Consider the following 21,662-nt stretch of genomic DNA (forward strand, 5'->3'; position numbering starts at 1 on the left):
TATAGCGACCAAAACGGCCGTGTCAACAATCTGCAATCAACTTTATCCCTGTTTTATTTGAGGCCAGGCCACACGCAGGTAATAACCCATTGACCACAAAGTCAAAATGGCCGCCACGAACATCAGCCACTCACCGAAATAAAGCGTATCGACCCCAGACACCAGTGGTGCAGCATACAGCAACAGTACGATGGCAAGCATTTGAGCCGCTGTTTTCAGCTTGCCGACAAAAGAAACGGCAACACTTTTGCTCTTGCCCAGCTGCGCCATCCACTCCCGCAACGCGGAAATCGTGATCTCGCGCCCGATGATGACCACCGCGATCCACGACTCCGTCCGACCCAGCTTGACCAGCAGGATCAAGGCGGCAGCCACCATCAACTTGTCTGCCACCGGATCGAGAAATGCGCCAAACGAAGTCGTCTGCCCCAGCGCTCTGGCCAGATAACCATCAAACCAATCGGTAATGGCCGCCAGTGCGAAGCAGGCAGCGGCAAACAGGTTCTTGTCGTGCATCGGCAGCCAATGCTCGGGCAGGTAAAAGATGCCGACAAACATCGGGATCAGAACGATACGGCACCAGGTCAGGAAGATGGGTAGATTGAAAGGCATCGGATGTTCTGTTTGCTGTTCTTATTTATTTAGTGAAATTGCCTGTATATCGTTTCGGCCAACGTCCGGTTGATGCCCTCAACCTGGCACAGCTCGTCGACGCTCGCCGTCTGGACCCCTTTCAGCCCGCCAAAATGCGTCAGCAGTCGCTGGCGCCGCTTGGGGCCAACGCCGGCGATGTCCTCCAGTGACGACGTGGTGCGTGCCTTGCCTCGGCGGTTGCGATGCCCGGTAATGGCAAAACGATGCGCTTCGTCGCGAATCTGCTGGATCAGATGCAGGCCGGGGTGGTCCGTGGGCAATTGTAGCGTCTTTTGTTGCTGCGGAATAATCAGCTGCTCCAGCCCCGGCTTGCGTTCCTCGCCCTTCGCCACACCAACCAGCATGAGCTCATTGAGCCCAACCTCGGCCATGACATCGAGCGCGACCCCGACCTGCCCCTTGCCGCCGTCAATCAAGACCAGATCCGGCATCACCCCCTCGCCGGCTGCGATCTTTTGATAGCGTCGGGTCAGGGCGTCGCGCATGGCGGCAAAATCATCGCCGGGCGTAATGCCGGTGATGTTGTAGCGCCGATATTCGGATGGCTGCATCGACAATCGGTCGTAGACCACGCAGGAGGCAACCGTGGCCTCACCCATGGTATGGCTGATGTCGAAACACTCGATGCGCGCCACGCTCTCGGGCAGGCCCAACGCATCCTGCAGTGCGCTCAGCCGCCCTTCCTGTGTGCTTTGGCTGGTCAGGCGCTGGCCGATGGCTATCTCGGCGTTCTTGGTCGCCATTTCCAGCCACACCCGCCGCTCCCCCACCGGGTTGTCGTTCAGATACACCTTGCGCCCGGCCTGCTCGCTGAGCAGCGCCTGCAGCGGCTCGGGTTCCGGCACGCCGGCCACGATGATGGCCTGTGGGATCGTACGATCGAGATAGTGCTGCAGCAAAAAAGCCTCGAGCGCCGACGCCGCGTCATAGTCGTCGGCATTGCTGGGAAAGAAGCTCTTGTCGCCGAGGTGGCGCCCGCCCCGCACCATGACCAGATTGACGCACAGCAGGCCGTTGGCGGCCACGCAGGCGACCACGTCGGCATCAAGCTGGGTGGTATTGCTGCTGACAAACTGCTTGCTGCGGATACGCGTCAGGCTGTGAATCTGGTCGCGCAGCACCGCGGCTTCTTCAAATCGCCATTCACCAGCAGCCTGTTCCATCTTGCTGTTGAGATCGGTCAGTAACTCGCTGTCCTTGCCTTGCAGAAACAACAACGCATTGCGCACGTCCTCGCGATAGTGCGCCTCGTCGATCAGACCGACACACGGCGCGGTACAGCGCTTGATCTGGTGCAGCAGGCAGGGGCGGGATCGATTGTTGTATACCGAATCCTCGCAGGTGCGCAGTTTGAAAACCTTCTGCAGCAGGTGGATGTTCTCGCGTACGGCATGCCCGCTCGGGAATGGGCCAAAATACTGGTGCTTGCGATCGAGTGCCCCACGGTAAAAACCGAGCCGCGGGAATGCGTGCCCGGTCAGCATGATGTAGGGGTAGGACTTGTCGTCGCGAAAAAGGATGTTGTAGCGCGGGGACAACGCCTTGATCAGGTTGTTCTCGAGAATGAATGCCTCACTCTCCGAACGCACCACGGTGGTTTCGATCGCGGCAATCTGCGCCACCATCAGGCGGATGCGTGGCGACAGATCGCTCTTCTGGAAGTATGAAGAAACCCGCTTTTTCAGGTCCTTGGCTTTACCGACATACAGGACGGCACCGTCGGCGGACAACATGCGGTACACGCCCGGCAGATTGGGCAAGGATGCCAGCACAGGCTTGGGATCGAAGGGACTCTGGGACATCGGGACGAACAATCGGATCTAATTAAGGGAATTGGCCACAACGGCACCGGAGCGTGCCACACGCCAGATGGCCATACTACCAATGGGCGGCTCGGCGGCGCCAGGACTCGGGCGGGAGACGCGAGCGACACCGCCGGGGTGGCGCCCGCCTCGTCGGAAACTACTGCTGGGCAGGCTCGGAGGCCGAAAACCCGCTGTTGGTCTCGTCCCTGGTGCTACGTAGATTGGCAGCCGGCGTCAACAGCGGGCTCTCCAGCGGACCATTGACGATCATCGGCACAGCCATCGGGTTGACCGCGCTCTTCATGCGTAGCGCCAGGTTACCGTTGACACGCTGCCTGGCATCGACGGTTACCGCGCCAGAGGCACCCAGCAGGCCGGACTGCAGCGCGATATTCTTGAAACGATAGGTCTTCTCGCTGATCTCGATGATACCGCTCATCGAATCGAAACGGGTCTTGCCGCCGCGCAGCCCACCGCCATTTGTGCCGTAGTTATAACGAATCGCGGTGATGAAATCGATATTGTTGAGCGTACCGTCTTCAGCCTTGAACTTGCCCTCGGCGCGTGGGTGCGCAAGCAGGTCCTCCAGGTATTTGCCGGAGGAGCCGAACACGCCCTCCACGCTGGCGCGCCCCGACACGAATGTCTTGGGATTCAGACCGGAAGTGAGCGGCTCGAGCTGCATATTGTTGACCTCGTAGCGCCCCGACAGTTGCCAGCCGTCGCGCCATTCCAGCTTGGCGGATGCCGTCAACGTGCCGCCATACAGCACGCCCCGGATATCGTCGAACACGACATTGTCGGCGTTCCCCTTGGCATTCACGACCAGCGAGCTGAAATTGACACTCGGTGCCATCGGGATGGCCCAGTTGTCGGCATCGAAACTATATGCATACTGATCGCCATCCGGCGCAATGCGCAGCTTGGCATTGGTGCCCTCCTGGCTCAGGAGGATGTCCTTGAAGCCCCCTTGCTTGTCGAACGACACGTCGGCGTTGAGCGGCCCGAGCGATGCCTTGTTCAAGTGGATGGTGCTATTGCTGAAGCTCATCGCTTCGACGCGCCAGCCCTTGTTGTCCTTGCCTGCATTCATGATGACGGGGGCAATCAGGACAAACTCCTGCTTCAATTCGGCGGTGTCCAGCGACAGACGGCTAACAACCTTACGGTCGGCCAGCAAGGACAGATAGGCGGGCTGCACCAGCACCTTGCTGATATTGGCTTCCTGGTTCTGCCCAATCTTGACGTTGTTGAGCACCAGGCGCGGCATGGGGGCGTAGGCCACGCTCATGTCACCGATCGATACAGGCTGATGCAGCTGATTGCGGAGCGAGGCTTCGACCTGCGGGATATATAGGTTAATCGGGTAAACCAGGGGAAACAGCAGCGCGGCAATCACGACAAACGCTATCGTACCCAAGGTGATTTTTAGAATTTTCATGTATCCGGTTACCGTTGTTGTTTTTCCTGTTGACCCACAATCAAAGAACACCTAATATACGCGCCTCTTTTGATCCCTGATAGCTCAGTCGGTAGAGCGACGGACTGTTAATCCGCAGGTCCCTGGTTCGAGTCCAGGTCGGGGAGCCAGATTCTAATGCGATTTGCATAAGAAGCAAATATGCAAATGCTAATATTTTAACGATTTTGTAATAGATCCCTGATAGCTCAGTCGGTAGAGCGACGGACTGTTAATCCGCAGGTCCCTGGTTCGAGTCCAGGTCGGGGAGCCAGATTTCGATGCAGCTTGCATAGCAAGCGCATCAATGCTGTAAGCACCAAGAACAATAGATCCCTGATAGCTCAGTCGGTAGAGCGACGGACTGTTAATCCGCAGGTCCCTGGTTCGAGTCCAGGTCGGGGAGCCAGTATTTCCAAACCGCCATGAAAACATGGCGGTTTTTGTTTTTGGGCCAGCAAATTCATCTCTTCCTCCCCCGCCCTACTGGATTTGAACGGCATGTCTCTATATAAATAGAGCTGCGGCATCAGAACCGCAAGCCAATGCATTCAAACCAAGCTATCGCCTCATGCCATTTTCGAAGCCCCCGACAGGCTTGTTGAGCTCGTTCACCCGTCTTAAGAAAACCGCGCGCCAGCAGGACGAGCAAACCCACTACCTGCATGCCATCCTCGATGCGCTGCCCCATGTTGCGGCTCTGGCGTGCGATGCGCAGCACCGGGTCGTGTACTGGAGCCAAGCCAGCGAAGCACTGTACGGCTACCCCGCCGACAGGGCGCTAGGCCAGCCGCTGGAAGACCTGATCAGCACACCGGAGACACGCCCCCCCCTGCTCAAGGCGCTCGCCGAGTGGCTGGCCGGCAGCAGAACGGCGGCGGAACTGCCACTGAGCCGGCGCGACGGCACGCTGACCCAGCTATCCATCGACCCGGCCCTGCTGGCCGATGCCCCCAATGGCGCCGTCCTTTACCTGTTCCAGACGGATATATCGGAACAGCGCGAACAGCAGCGGATGCTGCAGCAAAGCGCAGCCTCCTTTCGCCGCATGATCGAGTGCCTGCCTGGCGGCGTGGTTCAGGTACAAGGCGAGCAGATCTGGATGAATGCGGCGGCGGAACGGATCATTGGGCATGCAAGGAGCGAGATCACCGGGCTTGCCGACTGGTTTTCCGCGCTCTATGGCGATCAGGCTGCCGCGGCGCACCGACAGTATCAGCTCGACCGCGCCCTGCGCTTTCAGCAACCGCGCCAGGAAACCATATTCACCGCCGACGGCAACTATCGCCATATCGACATCACCTCGTTCTGCGACGCCGTCGGCGAGATCCATCTGCTCAACGACAGCACCGAGCGTGTCGAGACCGAAGCGGCGCTGCGCCTGAGCGAAGAACGCTACGCCATCGCGGTGCGCGGCTCGAGCGATGGCCTGTGGGATTGGGATATCCGCAGCAACACCCTGTATTTCTCGGCCCGCTTCGAAACCTTGCTCGGCTACGAGCCGGGGGAGCTCGGTGACGAATTCGCCGTGCTAGCCGAGCATTTTCACCCGGATGAGCACGATCAGATCGTGGCTTACATGAACAATCACCTCACCCTGCATGTGCCATTCGACGTCGAATGTCGGCTGGCCACGCGCAGTGGCGACTATGGGTGGTTCCGCCTGCGCGGCGAAGGCATCTGGGATGCGGACGAACAGCCGATACGGATGGCTGGCTCGCTATCGGACATCAGCGACCGGATCGCCGCCATCGAGGCCTTGAAACAAAGCGAGTCGCGCCTAACCGATGCCCAGCAGGTAGCACAGATAGGCAACTGGGAATGGCACACCAGCGACGATGTCATGTGGTGGTCGGAGGTCATGCGGCAACTGCACAGCACATCGGCACGCCAGGCTACCCCGTCCTTGCAGACCTTCTTCATGCAGCTTGGTGACGAGGGCATGCGCGTTCGCAACGCCATGGAGCAGGCACGCGAGAGCCATGCCAAGACAACGGTCGAATATCGCATTCAGCTTGGAGGACGCCTTGTTGACCTGCTGATGACCTGCTCCCCGCGCTTCGACTCGCTCGGCAACCTCACGGCACTGCGGGGGACGGTACAGGACATCACGCAGCAGAAACGCATACAGCGCCTGCTATCGAGCGAGCGCCTCGTGCTGGAGCAGATTGCCGCCGGGAAATCGCTGGTCGCGACATTGGCGACCTTGTGCGAAGCGCTCGAACGGCAGATGCCCGGCGCCATCGCCTGCGCCATGGAGTTTGACCAGGAAAGCAAGCAATTGCATTACCTGGTCAGCGGCGAGCTGCCGGCTGAATTTGTCCGGCAAAGCAGCAACTGGCCAGCGGCACCATATGGCGGCTCCTGTTGTGCGGCGGCGGCACTCAAACGCCCGATCAACGTTGCCAACGTGGGCGACGATATCGTCTGGCGCCAGCACCGCGACATAGCTATCACGCACGGCCTGACGGCCGCTTGGGCCTACCCGGTGATTGCCAAGAATCTCCGCGTCGTCGGCGTGCTCGGGCTGTACTTTGCCGAAGCGCGCGAGCCTTTGGCGCACGAACAGGACATGCTCGAACGTATGGCCAAGCTCGCCGGCATCGCCATCGAGAACCAGCTGATCGAGCATGCACTGCGGGAAAGCGAAGAACGCTGGCACTTTGCGCTCGAAGGCAGCCGCGATGGCGTATGGGACTGGAACATCGAGGCCAACGAAGCGTTTTACTCCCGGCAATATGAAGAAATTCTCGGCGCCACGGACGAGCACCGGCTCAGCCCGGCCCTGGGCGACTGGCACCAGCGCATACACAGCGAGGACAAACCGAGGGTATTCGATGCCATCGAACGCTGCTTCCGCCGCGACGAGGGCCACTATCAGTGCGAATATCGCATCCACTGCTTTGACGGCCACACGCGCTGGGTCATGGCCCGCGGCAAGGTCATCGACTGGAACGACCAGGGTCAGCCAGCACGCATGATCGGCACCTTGCGCGACATCACCGATACCAAGCGCACGGAGGAGGACCTGCTCCTGCATGCCAAGGTATTCCAGGGGACAGGCGAAGGCATTCTCATCACCGACCGTTTCAACCGCATCATCTCGGTCAACGACGCCTTCACCAAGATCACCGGCTACAGCCAGGATGAGGTGCTGGGCCAGAACCCCAGCCTGCTTTCATCGGGGCGGCATGGCAGCGACTACTACCGCGACCTGTGGGCCGTCCTGAAAGCGACGGGCTATTGGCAGGGAGAGGTCTTCAACCGCCGCAAGAACGGCGAAATATTCCCGGAATGGCTCACCATCACCGTCCTGCGCAAAGAGAACGGCGATATCACGCACTTCATCGGCACATTCTCCGACATCAGCGAACGCAAGGCACAGGCCGAACACATCCAGTTCCTCGCCAATTTCGATGTACTGACCCAGCTACCCAACCGGCAACTGCTCAAGGATCGCGTCGATACCGCAATCGCCGGGGCGCATCGGGCAGGCAGCAAGCTGGCCGTGCTGTTTCTCGATCTCGACCGCTTCAAGAATATCAACGACTCGCTTGGGCACAAGGTGGGGGATGCCTTGCTGCAGGGCGTTGCCGAGCGGCTCCGCGCCACCGTGATCGACAACGACACCGTATCGCGCCTCGGCGGCGACGAGTTCGCCGTCCTGCTCAATGACTTGAGGCAGGGCGAAGATGCAGCCCATATGGCGCAACGCGTGATCGATGCCATCATCCAGCCCTATCACCTCGAACAGCACGAGTTGCGGCTGACGCCCAGCATCGGCATTGCTGTCTATCCGGACGACGGCACCGATTTCGAGACCCTGATCAAGAATGCCGATGCGGCGATGTACCATGCCAAGGATAGCGGCCGGAACAACTATCAGTTTTTCACGCAGAACATGAATGCCCGCGTATTCGAGCATTTGATGCTGGAAAACAACCTGCGCCGGGCACTCGAGCAACGGCAGTTCGAGCTCTATTATCAGCCGCAGTACGATGTATCGCAGCGCCGCATTGTCGGGGCCGAGGCATTGATCCGTTGGCGCCACCCGGAGCTGGGCCTGATCTCGCCGGCGCGTTTCATCCCGGTGGCAGAAGAGTCCGGGCTCATCGTTCCGATCAGTAACTGGGTGCTGGAAACCGTCTGCCAACAGGGCAAGCAATGGGAACAACTGGGCCTCGCGCCCATCCCCCTGTCGGTCAATGTCTCCGCACTGCAATTCCGGCAGAAGGACTTCCTGCCGACGGTGCTGGCGACCCTGGCGGTAACCGGCCTGCCCCCGGCGCGGCTGATGCTGGAGCTGACGGAGAGCATGCTGATGCAGAACACCGATGTCGCCATCGACAATATGAGCAGCCTCAAGACGCACGGTATTGGCATTTCCATCGACGACTTCGGCACGGGCTATTCCAGCTTGTCCTACCTGAAACGCTTTCCGATCGACAAGCTCAAGATCGACCAGTCCTTCATTCGCGAATTGCCGCAGGATGCCGACAATGCCGCGATCACGGCGGCAATCGTGAGCCTGGCGCAGAGCCTGCATCTGAATGTCATCGCAGAGGGGGTGGAAACACCGGACCAGCGTGACTTCCTGCTGGCACGCGGCTGCACCGAGATCCAAGGCTATCTGTTCAGCCCGCCGGTGCCCCCGGCGCAGTTTGCGGCGTTGCTGGGTACGAATACCTTATAATCGTCTCGTCACAACCACATCTGGACACAGCATGCACGACTCTTGGCGCGCGTTTCTGGCTACTCGCCAGGCCACTTTCTCGGACGATGCCGTTCTGCACTTCGGCAATCAGCACGCTGAATTGCACGCTGCACGGCAAGACACGGTGCTGGCTGATTTGTCCCATCACGGCCTGATCCGCTTCACCGGAGAGGAAACCAGCCTGTTCCTCAACAACCTGCTATCGAGCGATGTAAAGAAGCTCGGCGTCAATCAGGCCCAATGGAGCAGTTTCTCCACCCCTAAAGGCCGTATGCTGGCCAACTTCCTCATCTGGTGCGATAACGAAGCCTACCTGCTGCAGCTACCCAAGCCTTTGCAGGCAGCCATCCAGAAAAAGCTATCGATGTATGTGCTGCGCAGCAAGACCAAGCCGGCCGATGCGAGCGCGGACACCATCCTGCTGGGCTTGGCAGGCACCCATGCGGCCACACTCATCGAGCGGCACATCGGCCCGGCGCCCGCAGCACCGATGGATACGGCCCACCACAATGGCGTGACGGTGATCCGCCTGTCGGCACAACGCTTTGAGCTTGCCGTGCCGGTGGAGCAGGCAGCGACGATCTGGGAAAAGCTGGCCGAGGACGCAAAACCGGTTGGACAGGCCGTCTGGAGCTGGCTGGAGGTGCAGGACGGCACGCCGTGGATCCTGCCTGCAACGCAGGAACAATTCGTCCCACAAATGGCGAACATGGAGCTGATCGGCGCAGTCAGCTTCAGCAAGGGCTGCTACCCAGGGCAGGAAATCGTTGCACGCACGCAGTACCTGGGCAAACTCAAGCGCCGCATGTACTTGATGCATGTGGCAGTCGACGAGGTCTCACCGGGGCAGGAACTCTACAGCGCCGAGATGAACGGCCAGGCCAGCGGCATGATCGCCAACGTAGCCCCCGCGCCAGGTGGCGGTTTCGACGTATTGGCCGTCGTGCAGATCGCAAGCCTGGAGCACGACCTTCACCTGGGCTCGCTCGAAGGCCCGGTGCTCATACGCAAGACACTGCCTTACGCCGTGCACTGAATGGCCGAACTCTACGTCTACTATCGTGTCGACGACCCCGTAGCTGCGGGGTCGAAAATTGCGGGGTTGCTGGAGAACATGGCACGGCAGACCGGCGTGATCGGCCGCAAGCTGGAGAAATGCGACGAGCCCTTGCTATGGATGGAAATCTACCAAGGCATCGACGACCGCATGGCATTTGCGGGCGAGCTGGCATCGCAGGAGCGGCAACTCGGCATCGCCGGGCTGCTTCCTCCTGGCCAGCCGCGCCATCAGGAGTGGTTCAACTGAGCCGGCTCAGGCTCGCACGTCGATGCTGCTGCCCAGGTTCGGGGGATTGTTGTAAGTCGGTGCGGTCCGTTGCACCGAGCCAAGCAGCGTCGCCACCGTATCGGCAGTCACCTGATCGGCCTTCTTCATGGCGTAGATACCCGTGGACTGCAGGGCCTGTGCCTGCACATTTGCGCCAACTGCGGAGCTATCCATCATCACCTCACTGACTGAAAAGCACGTAACCGGTTCAACATCGGCACGGGCAATATGAATAATCAGTCACTTATATTGTAAATACAAGCAAAAACTGCGTGCCTCACTGCGGTAATTTCATCTTCTGATGCACAATCCCCGCTTCGACAAATGGCTCACCATCGGCAACAAACCCTTGCCGCCGGTAGAATTCGATTGCCGAGGCCTGCGCCATGAGCCAGACATCGGCCCGTTCCGCGGCGTTGCCATTGGCTGAAAGCAGCGTCTGCAGCAGTGCCTGCCCTACCCCCTTGCCACGCCATGATTTCAGCACGGCCATCCGCCCGATCTGGCCGTCAGGCAGCAAGCGGCCGCTGCCAATCGGCTCATCACTCATGTCGGTCGCCAGGACATGGGTCGCCCGTTCGTCCTGTTCATCACACGCCATGGCTGCCGGAATCCCCTGCTCGTCGATGAAGACTTGCCGTCTGATGGCAGACAGACGCTCACCGGCCTCCGACCACGGCACCAGCCGAATCTCGAACGACGCCTTGGCCGTCTTGTCCGGCCGATGTTGCTGGCGCCGCCGGGTAAAGAAGTCCTTCAACAACGTACCGCACTCGGACTCCAGCAGCCCTCCGACCACGTCGGCATGGTGATTCAGCCGTGTTTCGGCGAACAGGTCGATGACGCTGCCGCACACGCCGGTCTTGGGGTCGCGGGCGCCATAGAGCACGCGCCGGATACGCCCATGCATGATCGCACCGGCGCACATGGGGCAGGGTTCGAGCGTCACATACAGATCGCAGTCGACCAGGCGGTAGTTACCTAGGGCGGAGGCGGCATCGCGCAGCGCCTGGATTTCCGCATGGGCGGTCGGGTCGTGCGCCGCAATGGGTCGATTCCAGCCGCGGCCGACAACGACCCCATCCTTGACCACCACGGCCCCGACAGGCACCTCGCCCTCATCAGCGGCTTTGGCAGCCAGGGCCAAGGCCTCTTGCATGAACCGTTCGTGTTTGTTTTGCATATAAGGCGGCGGCGACCGCTCAGATAGAATGATTGAAGAGGACAGATTTTACTTGATCCGCCCCCACCCACCTATTGACGATCGTGGCAAGTCACCATCAAATCTGAAACCGGCTGATTTCCCTCTGCAGCCGGCTGGCCAGCTCCTCAAGATGCGATGCCGAGCTTGCCGCATCAGCTGCCGACACCGAGTTCGACTGCGACATGTCGGCGATCCGCTCGATGTTCGTGGTGATGAGCCCGCTGGCGGCGTGCTGTTCGTCGATGACGCCTGCCAGCCGAACCAGGTTGTCGTAGGCCCCTCGGGCATCCTCCCTGAGCTGTTCCAGCGGCTCAACCACGGCGTCGATCAGCTTCACACTATTGGCGACCTGCGCACCGCCAATTTCCATGGACTGCACGGCTTCCATCGTCTCATTCTGCACCGTGTCGACCATGTCCTTGATCTCCACCGTGGCCACACGCGTGCGTTCAGCAAGCTTGCGAACCTCGTCCGCGACAACCGCGAACCCTCTGCCGGCCTCCCCTGCCCGCGCAGCCTCGATCGCGGCATTGAGCGCCAGCAGATTGGTCTGATCGGCAATCTCACGAATCACGTTGGCGATGCCACTGATGCGCTGCGACTGCTCGTAAAGGCGCGCGATGTTTTCCGACGATTTGCTGACGGTCTCGGCAATCCGGTTGACCTCCTCCACCGCTTTGACCGCCAGCTGCTGCCCCTGGCTCGACAGCTCGGCGGCACGCTCCGACACGGCTGTCGCATCGCGTGCGGTCTGCCTTACCTGCTCGATGCCTTGCACAACGGCTTCTACCGAGTGCACGGCCTGCGCGGCAGAGTCGTTCTGGCTGCGGGAGCTGTCATTAATCTGGCCGGTGGACTCGGACATCGTGTGCACCGCCGTACCAAGCTGGCCGGCGCTGGCGGAAATGCCCACGATCATGGACTTGAGCTCGCCCTGCATCTGTTTCAGCGCCCCCAGCAACTGCGCGGTTTCATCCGTGCCGCGCACCTGGTGATCCTGCGTCAGATCGCCCTGCGCAATACGCTGAGCCGCACCGATTGCCGTGCGTAGCGGGTTGGTGATGACCCGGCTCATCACCGTCGCAATCGCCAGCAGCGCCACGACGGCCGCGAGGCTGATCAACACCGACAGCCCGACGCCGGAACGATGCGCACTCACCGCCCGCTCATAGGACTGCCTGGCCAGCGCTGTCTGCAGCTTGACCAGGTCATCGAATTTCTTGCTCAGCGCCTGAAAGATATTGTCGGACGCCTGCATCATCGCCATCGCGGTATTCACGTCGATGGTGCTGACATCCACCGAACCGCTGACATTCTTGCGGTAGTCCGCCAACGACACGAGGATATCCTTGGCCTGCCTGGCTTCATCCGGCGTCAGATCGGGCGACTTGGCGAACGCCTGCATGTCGGCAATCGTGACGCCGATGGCGGTATCCAGCTTCGCGCCGGTTTCCTTGATCTTGGCCTCGTTGTAATTCTTGAGCCAGGTAAACAGGCGATATACCCCCGAATGCACGCCAGATAACCCGAGACTCGCGGCCGATGTCGCCTGGTAGTGCTGGAAGCGCTTCAAGTACACGTCGTCGAGCGCCTCGCCCTGGCGCTGCAATGACCAGTACCCCGTGCCAAAGATGAGCAACAGGAAAAGCACCGCCACCACCGGCGCGATCAGGATCTTCTTGTAGATGGTCATCTTGCCGATCGCAGCCAGCACCTTGCTGGGCGGCAGCTTCAAGCTCATGGCCGAATGTGGAAGCGAGATAGGCAGTTTCATCTCAATATGATCTCCTGATACGGTAAGCGCATCGTCCCGCACCGGCATTGCCCGCAGGCTCTCGGTGCCAAGCAACGACAAGCACAATCACGGCTTTGCTGACGGCATTCCAGCCCCATACGGCCAATGATATATTTCCCCTTAGGGCCATTATAGACACCACTCAGGGTAGCGCCGATCTTTGCTAGCCGGCCTTCGAGTCTGTATAATGCTGTTTTGCCGCAAGGAAATATCATGCGCGTGATTCAAAAAGCGTTCACCTTTGATGACGTTCTTCTGATCCCCGCCCACTCCGATGTACTCCCCCGCGACGTCAGCCTCGCGACCAAACTCACCCGAGATATCACACTGAACATGCCGCTCGTGTCCGCCGCCATGGACACGGTCACCGAGTCGCGCTTGGCCATCGCCATCGCGCAGGAAGGTGGTATCGGCATCGTTCACAAGAACATGCAGCCCAAGGCCCAGGCACTGGAAGTCGCCAAGGTCAAGCGCTTCGAGTCCGGTGTGGTGAAAGACCCGATCACGATCCCGCCGACGATGACGGTGGCGCAGGTGCTGGCACTCACGCGCCAGCACAAGATCTCGGGCTTGCCGGTGGTGGAGAATGGCAAGGTAGTGGGCATTGTCACCAACCGTGATTTGCGCTTTGAATCGCACCTCGATCAGCTGATCGCCAACATCATGACCCCGCGTGAACGCCTGGTCACGGTCAAGGAAGGCGCAAGCCCTGAAGAGGCCCGCCAGCTGATGCACAAGCATCGCCTGGAACGTGTGCTGGTGATCAACGACGCGTTCGAACTCAAGGGCCTCATCACCGTCAAGGACATCATCAAGACGGTCGAGCACCCGTATGCATGCAAGGATTCGCTGGGCCGCCTGCGCGTTGGCGCGGCTGTCGGCGTCGGTGCAGGCACGGATGAGCGGGTCGAGCTGCTGGTCGAAGCCGGTGTCGATGTGATTGTCGTCGATACCGCACACGGCCATTCGCAAGGTGTACTCGACCGCGTCAACTGGGTGAAGAAGCATTTCCCGCAGGTACAGGTCATCGGCGGCAACATCGCCACGGCAAGTGCGGCCCGCGCGCTCGTCGATGCTGGCGCTGATGCGGTCAAGGTCGGTATCGGCCCAGGCTCGATCTGCACCACCCGTATCGTTGCCGGTGTCGGGGTGCCGCAGATCAGCGCCATCCACAATGTATCGGAAGCGCTCAAGGGTACAGGCGTACCGATGATTGCCGACGGCGGCATCCGCTTCTCCGGTGACATCGCCAAGGCTATCGCGGCCGGGGCCAATGCTGTCATGCTCGGCGGCCTGTTCGCCGGCACGGAAGAGTCGCCCGGTGAAACCGAGCTGTATCAAGGCCGCTCCTACAAGAGTTACCGTGGCATGGGCTCGCTCGGCGCGATGCAGCAAGGCTCGTCGGATCGCTATTTCCAGGACAACGAGAAAAATACCGACAAGTTCGTGCCGGAAGGCATCGAAGGCCGCGTACCGTACAAGGGCCCGATCACGGCGGTGATTCACCAGCTGATGGGCGGCCTGCGTTCATCGATGGGCTATGTGGGCTGCGCCACCATCGACGAAATGCGCGAGCGTGCCGAATTTGTCGAAATCACCTCGGCGGGGATGCGCGAATCCCACGTTCACGACGTGCAGATCACCAAGGAAGCACCCAACTATCACGTCGACTGAACCATCGGTTGCGTGTCGGAAATGACAGAACCCCCTGCGTCCATGACGCAGGGGGTTCTGTTTTATGGAAGCCATCGAGCCGACCTGCCGGGCATAATCAGCCCGCGAGGCCAGGCCAGGATGTACATCTGGCGACAAAAAGCCCCTCCGGGTCGCCGAAGGGGCTGGCAGGGCGGCAGGAAAACCCTGCCGGAACACGCAGCGGCCGCTTATTTCTGCTTGATATCCTTGGGCTTGCCACCGGCCATCGCATAGTACTTGTCGGCTTCGGCCTGATCCTTCTTCACGCCGACGCCCATTTCCAGAATCTGTGCCAGCGTCAAGGCTGCGGCCTTGTGCCCGTTATTGGCAGCGGTGGCGAGCAATGGGATGGCGGCCTGGAGGTTTTCCGCCCGATACAGCAGCTTGGCCAGCTGATACTGCGCTTCGGTGTCGCCAAGCGACGAGGCACGGCGCAGCAACTCGGTCCCCATCGGCAGGCTCTGGCCGAGCTTGGGCACACGGCCATCGATGTAGACCTGGGCCATGATGCGCATGGCTTCGGGATCGTTACCATCAACCGCCTTCTGCAGAAACTCGATCGCCTTGTCGGGGTTTGCCTTCACCCCCTGGCCGAGCAAGTACATCAAACCAACGTTTCTCAACGCGCGTGGATTGCCCTGATCGACCAGAGGCTGCCATTCCTTCAGTGCGGTCGCGAAATCCTGCTTGTGGTAGGCGGCGAGGCCCGAATCAAAGTCCGCTTGTGCTGGCATTGCCAAGACTGCCGCAAATGCAGCGGCAATAACGATCGAATGTTTCAACATCTTCCCCATAGCATCTGACATTTTAAAACGGCTCCGCGTCGGCGACCTCCCGCAGCCGTTGACAGCGGCACAGGAAATCGGCATTTGGAACCAACAGCTTATAATCGAGCAATCATTCTATTTTGAAACCGGGGCACGGTCAAAACCGCTTGCTATCGGCGGATCAGGCGTCGCAGTAGCGCAGCCACATCTCGCGGAATGCCTGCTCCATATTGCGTGCAAAGCGCGGTGAATCGAACAGCGGCGAGGTACGGGTCGCATCGGGCAAGCCGGCTCTCAGGGCGGCAAGCCGGTCGAGATCGGCCGCAAGCCTGACCGCGACATCCACGGCCTCCGGCATGGTTTCCACCACCCATTCGGGGTGGCCGACATTACTGACCACCATTGACGAAGCCCGGCTCACGCTGGCCTCCCCGGCAAAGCCGACGACCGGCACGCCCATCCCCAGCGAAATCGCGGTTGTCGTCGAGCCGCTATAGGGATAGGTATCGAGCTGGATGTCGATGGTGTCGTGCATTTTGTAGAACTCGGCGACGGGTTTGCCGCCCTCAAGCTGCAGGCGCTCCTCGCCGATGCCAAACGACGCGAACATGGCCAGCAGGCCATCGACCTGTGACGAGCGCTTGCCATCCGCGGACAAGACGATCAGGCGCAGCTTGCTGTCCGGCACGGCCTTCAGTACCTGCGACCAGAACGCCACGCTTTGCCGGCTCATCTTGCCGAGGCGGTTGAATGCGCCAAATGTCACATAGCCGTTTTCGAGCGCTGGCAGTGGGCCTGGCTCGACGAACACATCCCAGTCGAGCGACGACAGGGTATCCGGCATGCGCCACAAGGTTTCGGTGTTGTAGTGTTCGGTCTTGCCGACGGGATCGAAATAGGCGTCGGTCAGCCGGTAGTCGATGCGGGTGAGGCCGGAGGTATTCGGCACGCCGACCCACGACACCTGTATCGGTGCCGGCTTGCGCGCGAACACCGGCAGGCGATGGCCCTGGGTGTGCACCGAAACATCGACCAGGATGTCGATCATGTCGTCGACGATCAGCGACGCCAACTGGCTGTCCGGCATGCGATCGACCTGGCGCCAGGCATCGGCGCAGCGCATGAATTCGCGCGTGGTGTCGTCAACCATACCGTTGTTGTAGTACACGTATACATCGAGATCATCGTGGCGAAGCTCGCGGAACATGCCCAGTGTCCATTTTGCCACCGCATGGTTGTTGAAATCGGCCGACACATAGCCGATACGCAGCTTGCGCTTGGGGTCACGCGGGCGATCGGCGAAATCGGCGAGCGGCGTGCAGGCCTCGACCAGGCGGCCATAGCGCTGGTGCAGCTCGAATACCTGCTGCGCCGACAGGCTGTCCATATACATCGAGGTGCCGCAGAAAGACGACATCAGATGATGGTTATCGGGCTCCAGCTCGACAGCCTGCTCGTAGCATTGGCGGGCCTCCTCGTAGCGCCCCATGGCCACCAGGACGACAGCCTTGTTGACCAGCATGGGCGCCGATACCTGGCGCGCCAGCAGCTTGTCGTAGCAGTCGAGCAGCGCATCGTGCTGGCGCCGCCCCTGCAGCACGGCATTGCGCACATCGTAGGCCGGGTAGAAGTCGCTGCGAATTTCGAGCGCGTTGTTGGCCGACTTGAGCGCCATGTCGTGCAGGCCGGCCGACAGATAGATCTGGCCCAGCACGGTGTGCCAGCCAGGCTCGGAGCGCTTGCCGGGAATCACCGCCTCGAACGTCGCCAGGCCTTTCTTGACGTTGCCCTCGCGACACAGCGCGATGCCCAGATACTTGAACACCTCGACATCCTGCTTGAGCTGGGCAGCCGCGACACGGAGCACGGGGATGGCCTCGCCGAAGCGGTCGAAGAACACCAGCATCAGGCCCAGATCCTTGGCCACGGCCGGGTTGTTCGGCATCAGCTTCCAGGCGGTGAAGAATGGGTCGAGCGATGCCTCGAAATCGCCCTGCGAGTAATACACCCGCCCTTTTTCGAGCCATGCCGGGCCATACTCGGGCGCACGCGCGATGACCTCGTCGAGAAAGCGATGCGCCGTCTGGTACTTGTTCATGCGATGCGAGACGATCGCCATGTAGTAGCCGGTCTCGGCCGCCTCGGGGTCGGCGGTGTGCGCCTTGGTTGCCAGCATGGCCGCTTCGGCCAGGCGGCCATTGATCAGCGACTGCTGAATTTGCATATACAGGGCGTTCAGATTGCTCATACCTTAACTTTGCCGCAAAAACCCAGGAATAGCCCGCTCAACCAAGCGATGCGAGCAGACGTCTTTCTTCATTCAACAATTCGCGCGAGCGCGCCTTGACGGGCCGCGCCGGCACGCCAGCGTAGATCATGAATGCATCGCAATCCCGATTAACCAGCGATAGCGAGCCGATCGCCGCCCCTTCGCCACACACCACGCCGGGCAGGACGACAGAGCCGCTGCCGATGATGGTGTGGCGCCCCAGCGTCACCGGCGCATGGCTCACGTGGCTGAAAGCCTCGGGGATGGTCGGGTTGGTCAGGCTCGCGCCCGAGTAGTCGTCGTTCGAGCTGTAGACCGACACGCGCGAGGACAGATTGCAGAAATCCTGAACCTCGATGCGGCCGGCGCCGATCAGCGAGGTGTAAACGGCAATATGGACGTAGCTGCCGATCGCGATACCGCCCTCGCCTGCCGACAGCACGCAGAAATCATCGATGCGCACGTGGCTGCCGAGCGCGATACGCCCAATGCCATAGAACGATGCCTTGCGCGAAATCTGTACCGACTCGCCGATCGCCGCGAAGCCCAGCGCCAGCAGTTCATCGCGCGAGTAGAACGAGGTCTGGACAGGGCTAGAGGCCATAACGCATGGTCCGGATGACGATACGCGCGATCAGGTCGAGTTCTTCGATCGACAGGTCGTGATAGAGCGGCAGGGCCAGCACCCGCTTCGAGATGTCTTCGGACACTGGGCAAGCCTGCGAATCGAGATAAGGCAGGCGATTCAGGCTCGGATAGAAATAGCGGCGCGGCGCGATCGAATAACGGCTCAGGCCTTCCACCACCGTCAGCAAGGTCTTTTCGTCGGGGAAAGCCACCGCGTAGTAGGCGTGGTTGTAATCCACCTTGCCGCGAATCGCCGGACGCTGCAGCGGCACATTGGCGAAGAAGCTGTCATAGCGCTCGGACAGGAACTGGCGGCGAGCCAGTATCTCGTCGACATAGTTGAGATTGCACAGGCCCATTGCCGCATGGAACTCGCTGTTCTTGCCGTTGATGCCGATACCGTCGAAGCTCTCGGCCGTCACGTGGCCGAAATTGCGCAGGCGCGAGGCAGCCTTCAGCAACTCGGGGCGAGGCGTGATGATCGCGCCCCCCTCTACCGTGTGGAACAACTTGGTCGCATGGAAGCTGCACGTCGACATGTCGCCGTAGCCAAACACGGACTGGCCGTTGACCTTAGTGCCGAAGGCGTGGGCCGCATCGTAGATGACCTTGAGCCCATGTTTGCGGGCGATCTGCTCGATTGCCTCGACATCGCATGGGTTGCCGTAGACATGGGTCGCCAGGATGGCGCTGGTGCGCTCGGTGATCGCGGACTCGATCAGCTCGGGGTTGATGTTGAAGGTGTCCGGGTCGATATCGACCATGACCGGCGTGCAACCTTCCCACAGGATCGACGTGGTGGTCGCGACATAGCTGAATGGCGTGGTGATGATCTCGCCGGACAGCCCCAGCGCCTTGATGGCGACCTGCAGCGCGATCGTGCCGTTGGTGACGTACAGCAGGTGATCGAGCTCCAGATAATGCTTGAGCTCCAGTTCCAGTTCACTGACCAGTGGGCCGTGATTGGTCAGCCAGTTCCGCTTCCAGATCCCCTCGATATAACGCTGGTAAACCTCGATCGGCGGCAGAAACGGACGTGTTACGTTGATATTCATGACAGCTCTCGACAGGCAGCAGGCCCAACTGATCCCAAACCGGGCCTATCGTAACGCATGTCGAAAGCATAGTCGAGCAACGACTCTATTTCGCCAAAAACGGCTTTATCCGATGCCGGGAATATATCGCCCACACCCGCTCAATGCATGGGCGCGGTGTGCGGTTGCAAGACCGCCGCCAGCTCGCCCAAGCGACGGATTGCCGCTTCGACGGCGGGCGACCAGCGCACGCCGCAGTTCAGGCGCAGGCAGTGGCGATATTCGTTCTGGTTCGCCGAGAACAGCGCCCCCGGGGCGAACGGGATGTTTTCCGCGATCGACCTGCGCAACAGCGCGATGCTGTCGAAGCCGCGCGCCAGCTCGAGCCACAGCACATATCCGCCTTGCGGAATGGCAAGACGGGTATCGGCCGGGAAATAGCGACAGACGGCATCGGCATATTTCTGCACCTGGCCCGACACCGCCCGGCGCAGCTTGCGCAGGTGGTGGTCGTAGCCACCACTCTCGACGAACTGGGCGAGCGTCAACTGCAGCAGCTCTGGCGTGGCCATCGAGCTGATCATCTTGAGATTCTGGATCGAGCCATGGAAACGCCCCGGCGCCACCCAGCCGACACGGAAGCCAGGCGCCAGCACCTTGTTGAACGACGAGCAATACAGCACGTTGCCGGTTGTGTCGAAGGCCTTGGCCGGCCGCGGGCGCTGCTCACCGAAGTGGAAATCGCCGTAGATGTCGTCCTCGATCAGCGGAATGCGCCGGGTGGCGAGCATATCGACCAGGCGCTTCTTGTTCTCGTCCGGCATCAGGCTGCCGAGCGGATTGGAAAAGTTCGGCACCAGCACCACCGCCTTGATGTCGCTGGTGCGCATGGCCAGCTCCAGCGCCTCGAGCGAGATGCCGGTCTTGGGATGGGTCGGGATCTCCAGCGCCTTCAGTTTGTAGCTCTCGAGCTGTTGCAGCAGGCCAAAATAGGCCGGCGACTCGATCGCCACCACGTCGCCGGGCTTGGTCACCGCGCGCAGGCACAGATTGAGCGCTTCGATGCAGCCATTGGTGATGATCAGATCGTCTGGCCGCAGTTGTCCGCCCCACTCCAGCGAGCGCCGCGCGATCTGGCGCCGCAGCTGGATATTGCCGGGCGGAAAGGTATAGGTACCGATCATGCGCGGATAACGCCGCGCAACCGACGATAGCAACCGCTGCAATTGCTGCGTGGGAAACAGATCGGGATCGATGGCGGCGCAGCCGAGCGTCGCGCCCTCGCCGCGCTGGCTCATGTGTAGTATCTGCCAGCGCAATTCGTCGATCTCGACTTCGCAGGGCGCGCAGGATGGTGCCGACAGGGCCGGCTCGCTGCGCCCGATGCTGGCCCGGCGCACGAAGAAGCCTGCCTGCGGGCGCGCCTCGATCAGGCCGCGATCCTCAAGCACGCGAAATGCCTGGATCACGGTCGACAGGCTGACGTCGCGCTGGTTCGACAGCTTACGGATCGATGGCAATTTGTCGCCGGACTTGATCGCGCCACTGGCGATCATGGCGGCGATCTCGCTGGCAAGCGACTCGTATAACAGGCTCGACTTCTCGACTTGCATGGGTATCTCCTTGGCAAGCTGTCCGCGCTCTGCGGCGGGCTTCGATCAGCCATGCGCGGCAACATCAGTGGCAGGTTTTGCTAGCCCACAGTGTCCGCAAGGACGCCTTCGATCGCCAGTGACAGTTGCACTGCACAAACACCGTTACAGTTTAGCTGTACCGCCGTCTGTATTCCCAAAAATCATTACAGTTTGGCGCTAACCAGCCCACGCCCTTTTCTCTACGATGTGCATCACAACAGCAAGAATTGAAACGAGAAAAGGAGCCCGGCAATGAAAACCTACCAACTGGCGATGCACTCAGTATTAAGGCTGGACGACGGCCGCTCGACCCTGATCACCTGTACCCGTGGCATGGTATGGATGACCGAGGCAGGACAGGACATCGTGTTGCGCTGCGGACAATCACATCTGATCCGCAGCGATGATCGCGTCGTGATCGAGCCGCTGGCGCACAGCTCGGTGGCGGTACAGGGGCCGGGCACCCGCCTGATGTCGCGCCTGGGCGGCGCGCTGCGCGACCTCGCAGGTCGCGTCGCACGCCGCGCCCGTGGCCGGCTTACCGCTTGGTCTTAGCCTTCTTGTGTGCAGGCTTGGCGGCCTGCGCCTTGTGGCCCGACTTGGCATGGCCGGTGACCTTGTGCGGCTTGCCCTTGGCCGCCTTGCCGTGATGCCCCTTGTGCGCCGCGTGACGGCCGC

Annotated in this window: 16 protein-coding genes, 3 tRNA genes and 1 pseudogene; 8 read left to right on the top strand and 12 right to left on the bottom strand. The window is 60.7% G+C overall.

Annotated features, from left to right (window positions below; all coding sequences use genetic code 11):
- Positions 1-42: 42 nt before the first annotated feature.
- The 3 genes from pgsA to ABWL39_RS03595 form a co-directional block, all read right to left on the bottom strand.
- Positions 43-612 (bottom strand): CDP-diacylglycerol--glycerol-3-phosphate 3-phosphatidyltransferase, encoded by a 570-nt coding sequence (pgsA, locus tag ABWL39_RS03585; protein WP_367787226.1) that lies wholly within the window; start codon positions 610-612, stop codon positions 43-45.
- 29 nt (positions 613-641) lie between these two features.
- A complete protein-coding gene (uvrC, locus tag ABWL39_RS03590; protein ID WP_367787228.1) occupies positions 642-2,456 on the bottom strand; it encodes an excinuclease ABC subunit UvrC in 1,815 nt (604 codons plus the stop codon).
- A gap of 160 nt (positions 2,457-2,616) precedes the next feature.
- Positions 2,617-3,900, bottom strand: coding sequence for an AsmA-like C-terminal region-containing protein (locus ABWL39_RS03595; RefSeq protein WP_367787230.1), 1,284 nt, complete (start codon positions 3,898-3,900; stop codon positions 2,617-2,619).
- 73 nt (positions 3,901-3,973) lie between these two features.
- Between ABWL39_RS03595 and ABWL39_RS03600 the strand changes: the two genes are divergently transcribed.
- From ABWL39_RS03600 to ABWL39_RS03625, 6 genes are all read left to right on the top strand, one after another.
- A tRNA-Asn gene (locus ABWL39_RS03600) sits at positions 3,974-4,049 on the top strand.
- Between the two features lie 67 nt (positions 4,050-4,116).
- A tRNA-Asn gene (locus ABWL39_RS03605) sits at positions 4,117-4,192 on the top strand.
- Positions 4,193-4,251: 59 nt separating this feature from the next.
- Positions 4,252-4,327 (top strand) — tRNA-Asn (locus ABWL39_RS03610).
- A 192-nt stretch (positions 4,328-4,519) separates the two neighbouring features.
- Positions 4,520-8,611 carry an EAL domain-containing protein gene (locus ABWL39_RS03615; protein WP_367787232.1) on the top strand — a complete coding sequence of 1,364 codons (4,092 nt, stop codon included), beginning with the start codon at positions 4,520-4,522 and terminating at the stop codon, positions 8,609-8,611.
- A 31-nt stretch (positions 8,612-8,642) separates the two neighbouring features.
- Positions 8,643-9,668, top strand: coding sequence for a folate-binding protein YgfZ (locus ABWL39_RS03620; RefSeq protein WP_367787234.1), 1,026 nt, complete (start codon positions 8,643-8,645; stop codon positions 9,666-9,668).
- Positions 9,669-9,938 (top strand): DUF4936 family protein, encoded by a 270-nt coding sequence (locus tag ABWL39_RS03625; protein WP_367787236.1) that lies wholly within the window; start codon positions 9,669-9,671, stop codon positions 9,936-9,938.
- A gap of 6 nt (positions 9,939-9,944) precedes the next feature.
- On the opposite strand, the gene ABWL39_RS03630 is transcribed toward ABWL39_RS03625, so the two are convergent.
- The 4 genes and pseudogenes from ABWL39_RS03630 to ABWL39_RS03645 form a co-directional block, all read right to left on the bottom strand.
- Positions 9,945-10,136 carry a putative motility protein gene (locus tag ABWL39_RS03630; protein WP_367787237.1) on the bottom strand — a complete coding sequence of 64 codons (192 nt, stop codon included), beginning with the start codon at positions 10,134-10,136 and terminating at the stop codon, positions 9,945-9,947.
- Positions 10,137-10,236: 100 nt separating this feature from the next.
- Positions 10,237-10,560, bottom strand: coding sequence for a GNAT family N-acetyltransferase (locus ABWL39_RS03635; RefSeq protein ID WP_367787603.1), 324 nt, complete (start codon positions 10,558-10,560; stop codon positions 10,237-10,239).
- Positions 10,561-10,656: 96 nt separating this feature from the next.
- Positions 10,657-11,142: pseudogene (tadA, locus tag ABWL39_RS03640) on the bottom strand (tRNA adenosine(34) deaminase TadA); the annotation flags it as partial.
- A 97-nt stretch (positions 11,143-11,239) separates the two neighbouring features.
- The gene (locus ABWL39_RS03645) at positions 11,240-12,937 is read right to left on the bottom strand and encodes a methyl-accepting chemotaxis protein (protein ID WP_367787239.1); all 1,698 of its coding nucleotides are present in this window, start codon (positions 12,935-12,937) and stop codon (positions 11,240-11,242) included.
- A gap of 234 nt (positions 12,938-13,171) precedes the next feature.
- Here ABWL39_RS03645 and guaB point away from each other — a divergent pair, with 234 nt between their 5' ends.
- Positions 13,172-14,632, top strand: coding sequence for an IMP dehydrogenase (gene guaB, locus ABWL39_RS03650; RefSeq protein ID WP_367787241.1), 1,461 nt, complete (start codon positions 13,172-13,174; stop codon positions 14,630-14,632).
- Positions 14,633-14,841: 209 nt separating this feature from the next.
- Here guaB and ABWL39_RS03655 read toward each other — a convergent pair whose 3' ends face one another.
- From ABWL39_RS03655 to ABWL39_RS03675, 5 genes are all read right to left on the bottom strand, one after another.
- Positions 14,842-15,387, bottom strand: a complete 546-nt coding sequence (locus tag ABWL39_RS03655) for a tetratricopeptide repeat protein (RefSeq protein ID WP_367787243.1) — start codon at positions 15,385-15,387, stop codon at positions 14,842-14,844.
- A 214-nt stretch (positions 15,388-15,601) separates the two neighbouring features.
- The gene (locus ABWL39_RS03660) at positions 15,602-17,668 is read right to left on the bottom strand and encodes a tetratricopeptide repeat protein (RefSeq protein ID WP_367787244.1); all 2,067 of its coding nucleotides are present in this window, start codon (positions 17,666-17,668) and stop codon (positions 15,602-15,604) included.
- Between the two features lie 37 nt (positions 17,669-17,705).
- Positions 17,706-18,293, bottom strand: a complete 588-nt coding sequence (locus ABWL39_RS03665; protein ID WP_367787246.1) for an acyltransferase — start codon at positions 18,291-18,293, stop codon at positions 17,706-17,708.
- Complete coding sequence (locus ABWL39_RS03670) at positions 18,283-19,371, bottom strand: DegT/DnrJ/EryC1/StrS family aminotransferase (protein ID WP_367787248.1); 1,089 nt, start codon at positions 19,369-19,371, stop codon at positions 18,283-18,285. The genes ABWL39_RS03665 and ABWL39_RS03670 overlap by 11 nt, the downstream gene beginning before the upstream one ends.
- Positions 19,372-19,511: 140 nt before the next feature.
- Positions 19,512-20,963: a PLP-dependent aminotransferase family protein gene (locus tag ABWL39_RS03675; RefSeq protein WP_367787250.1), complete on the bottom strand. Its 1,452-nt coding sequence runs from the start codon at positions 20,961-20,963 to the stop codon at positions 19,512-19,514.
- Between the two features lie 273 nt (positions 20,964-21,236).
- Here ABWL39_RS03675 and ABWL39_RS03680 point away from each other — a divergent pair, with 273 nt between their 5' ends.
- On the top strand, positions 21,237-21,539 hold the full coding sequence (locus tag ABWL39_RS03680) for a DUF2917 domain-containing protein (protein WP_367787251.1): 303 nt from the start codon (positions 21,237-21,239) through the stop codon (positions 21,537-21,539).
- The last annotated feature ends 123 nt before the right edge of the window (positions 21,540-21,662 follow it).

It is taken from the genome of Chitinivorax sp. PXF-14, from assembly GCF_040812015.1.
GTDB lineage: Bacteria > Pseudomonadota > Gammaproteobacteria > Burkholderiales > SCOH01 > JBFNXJ01.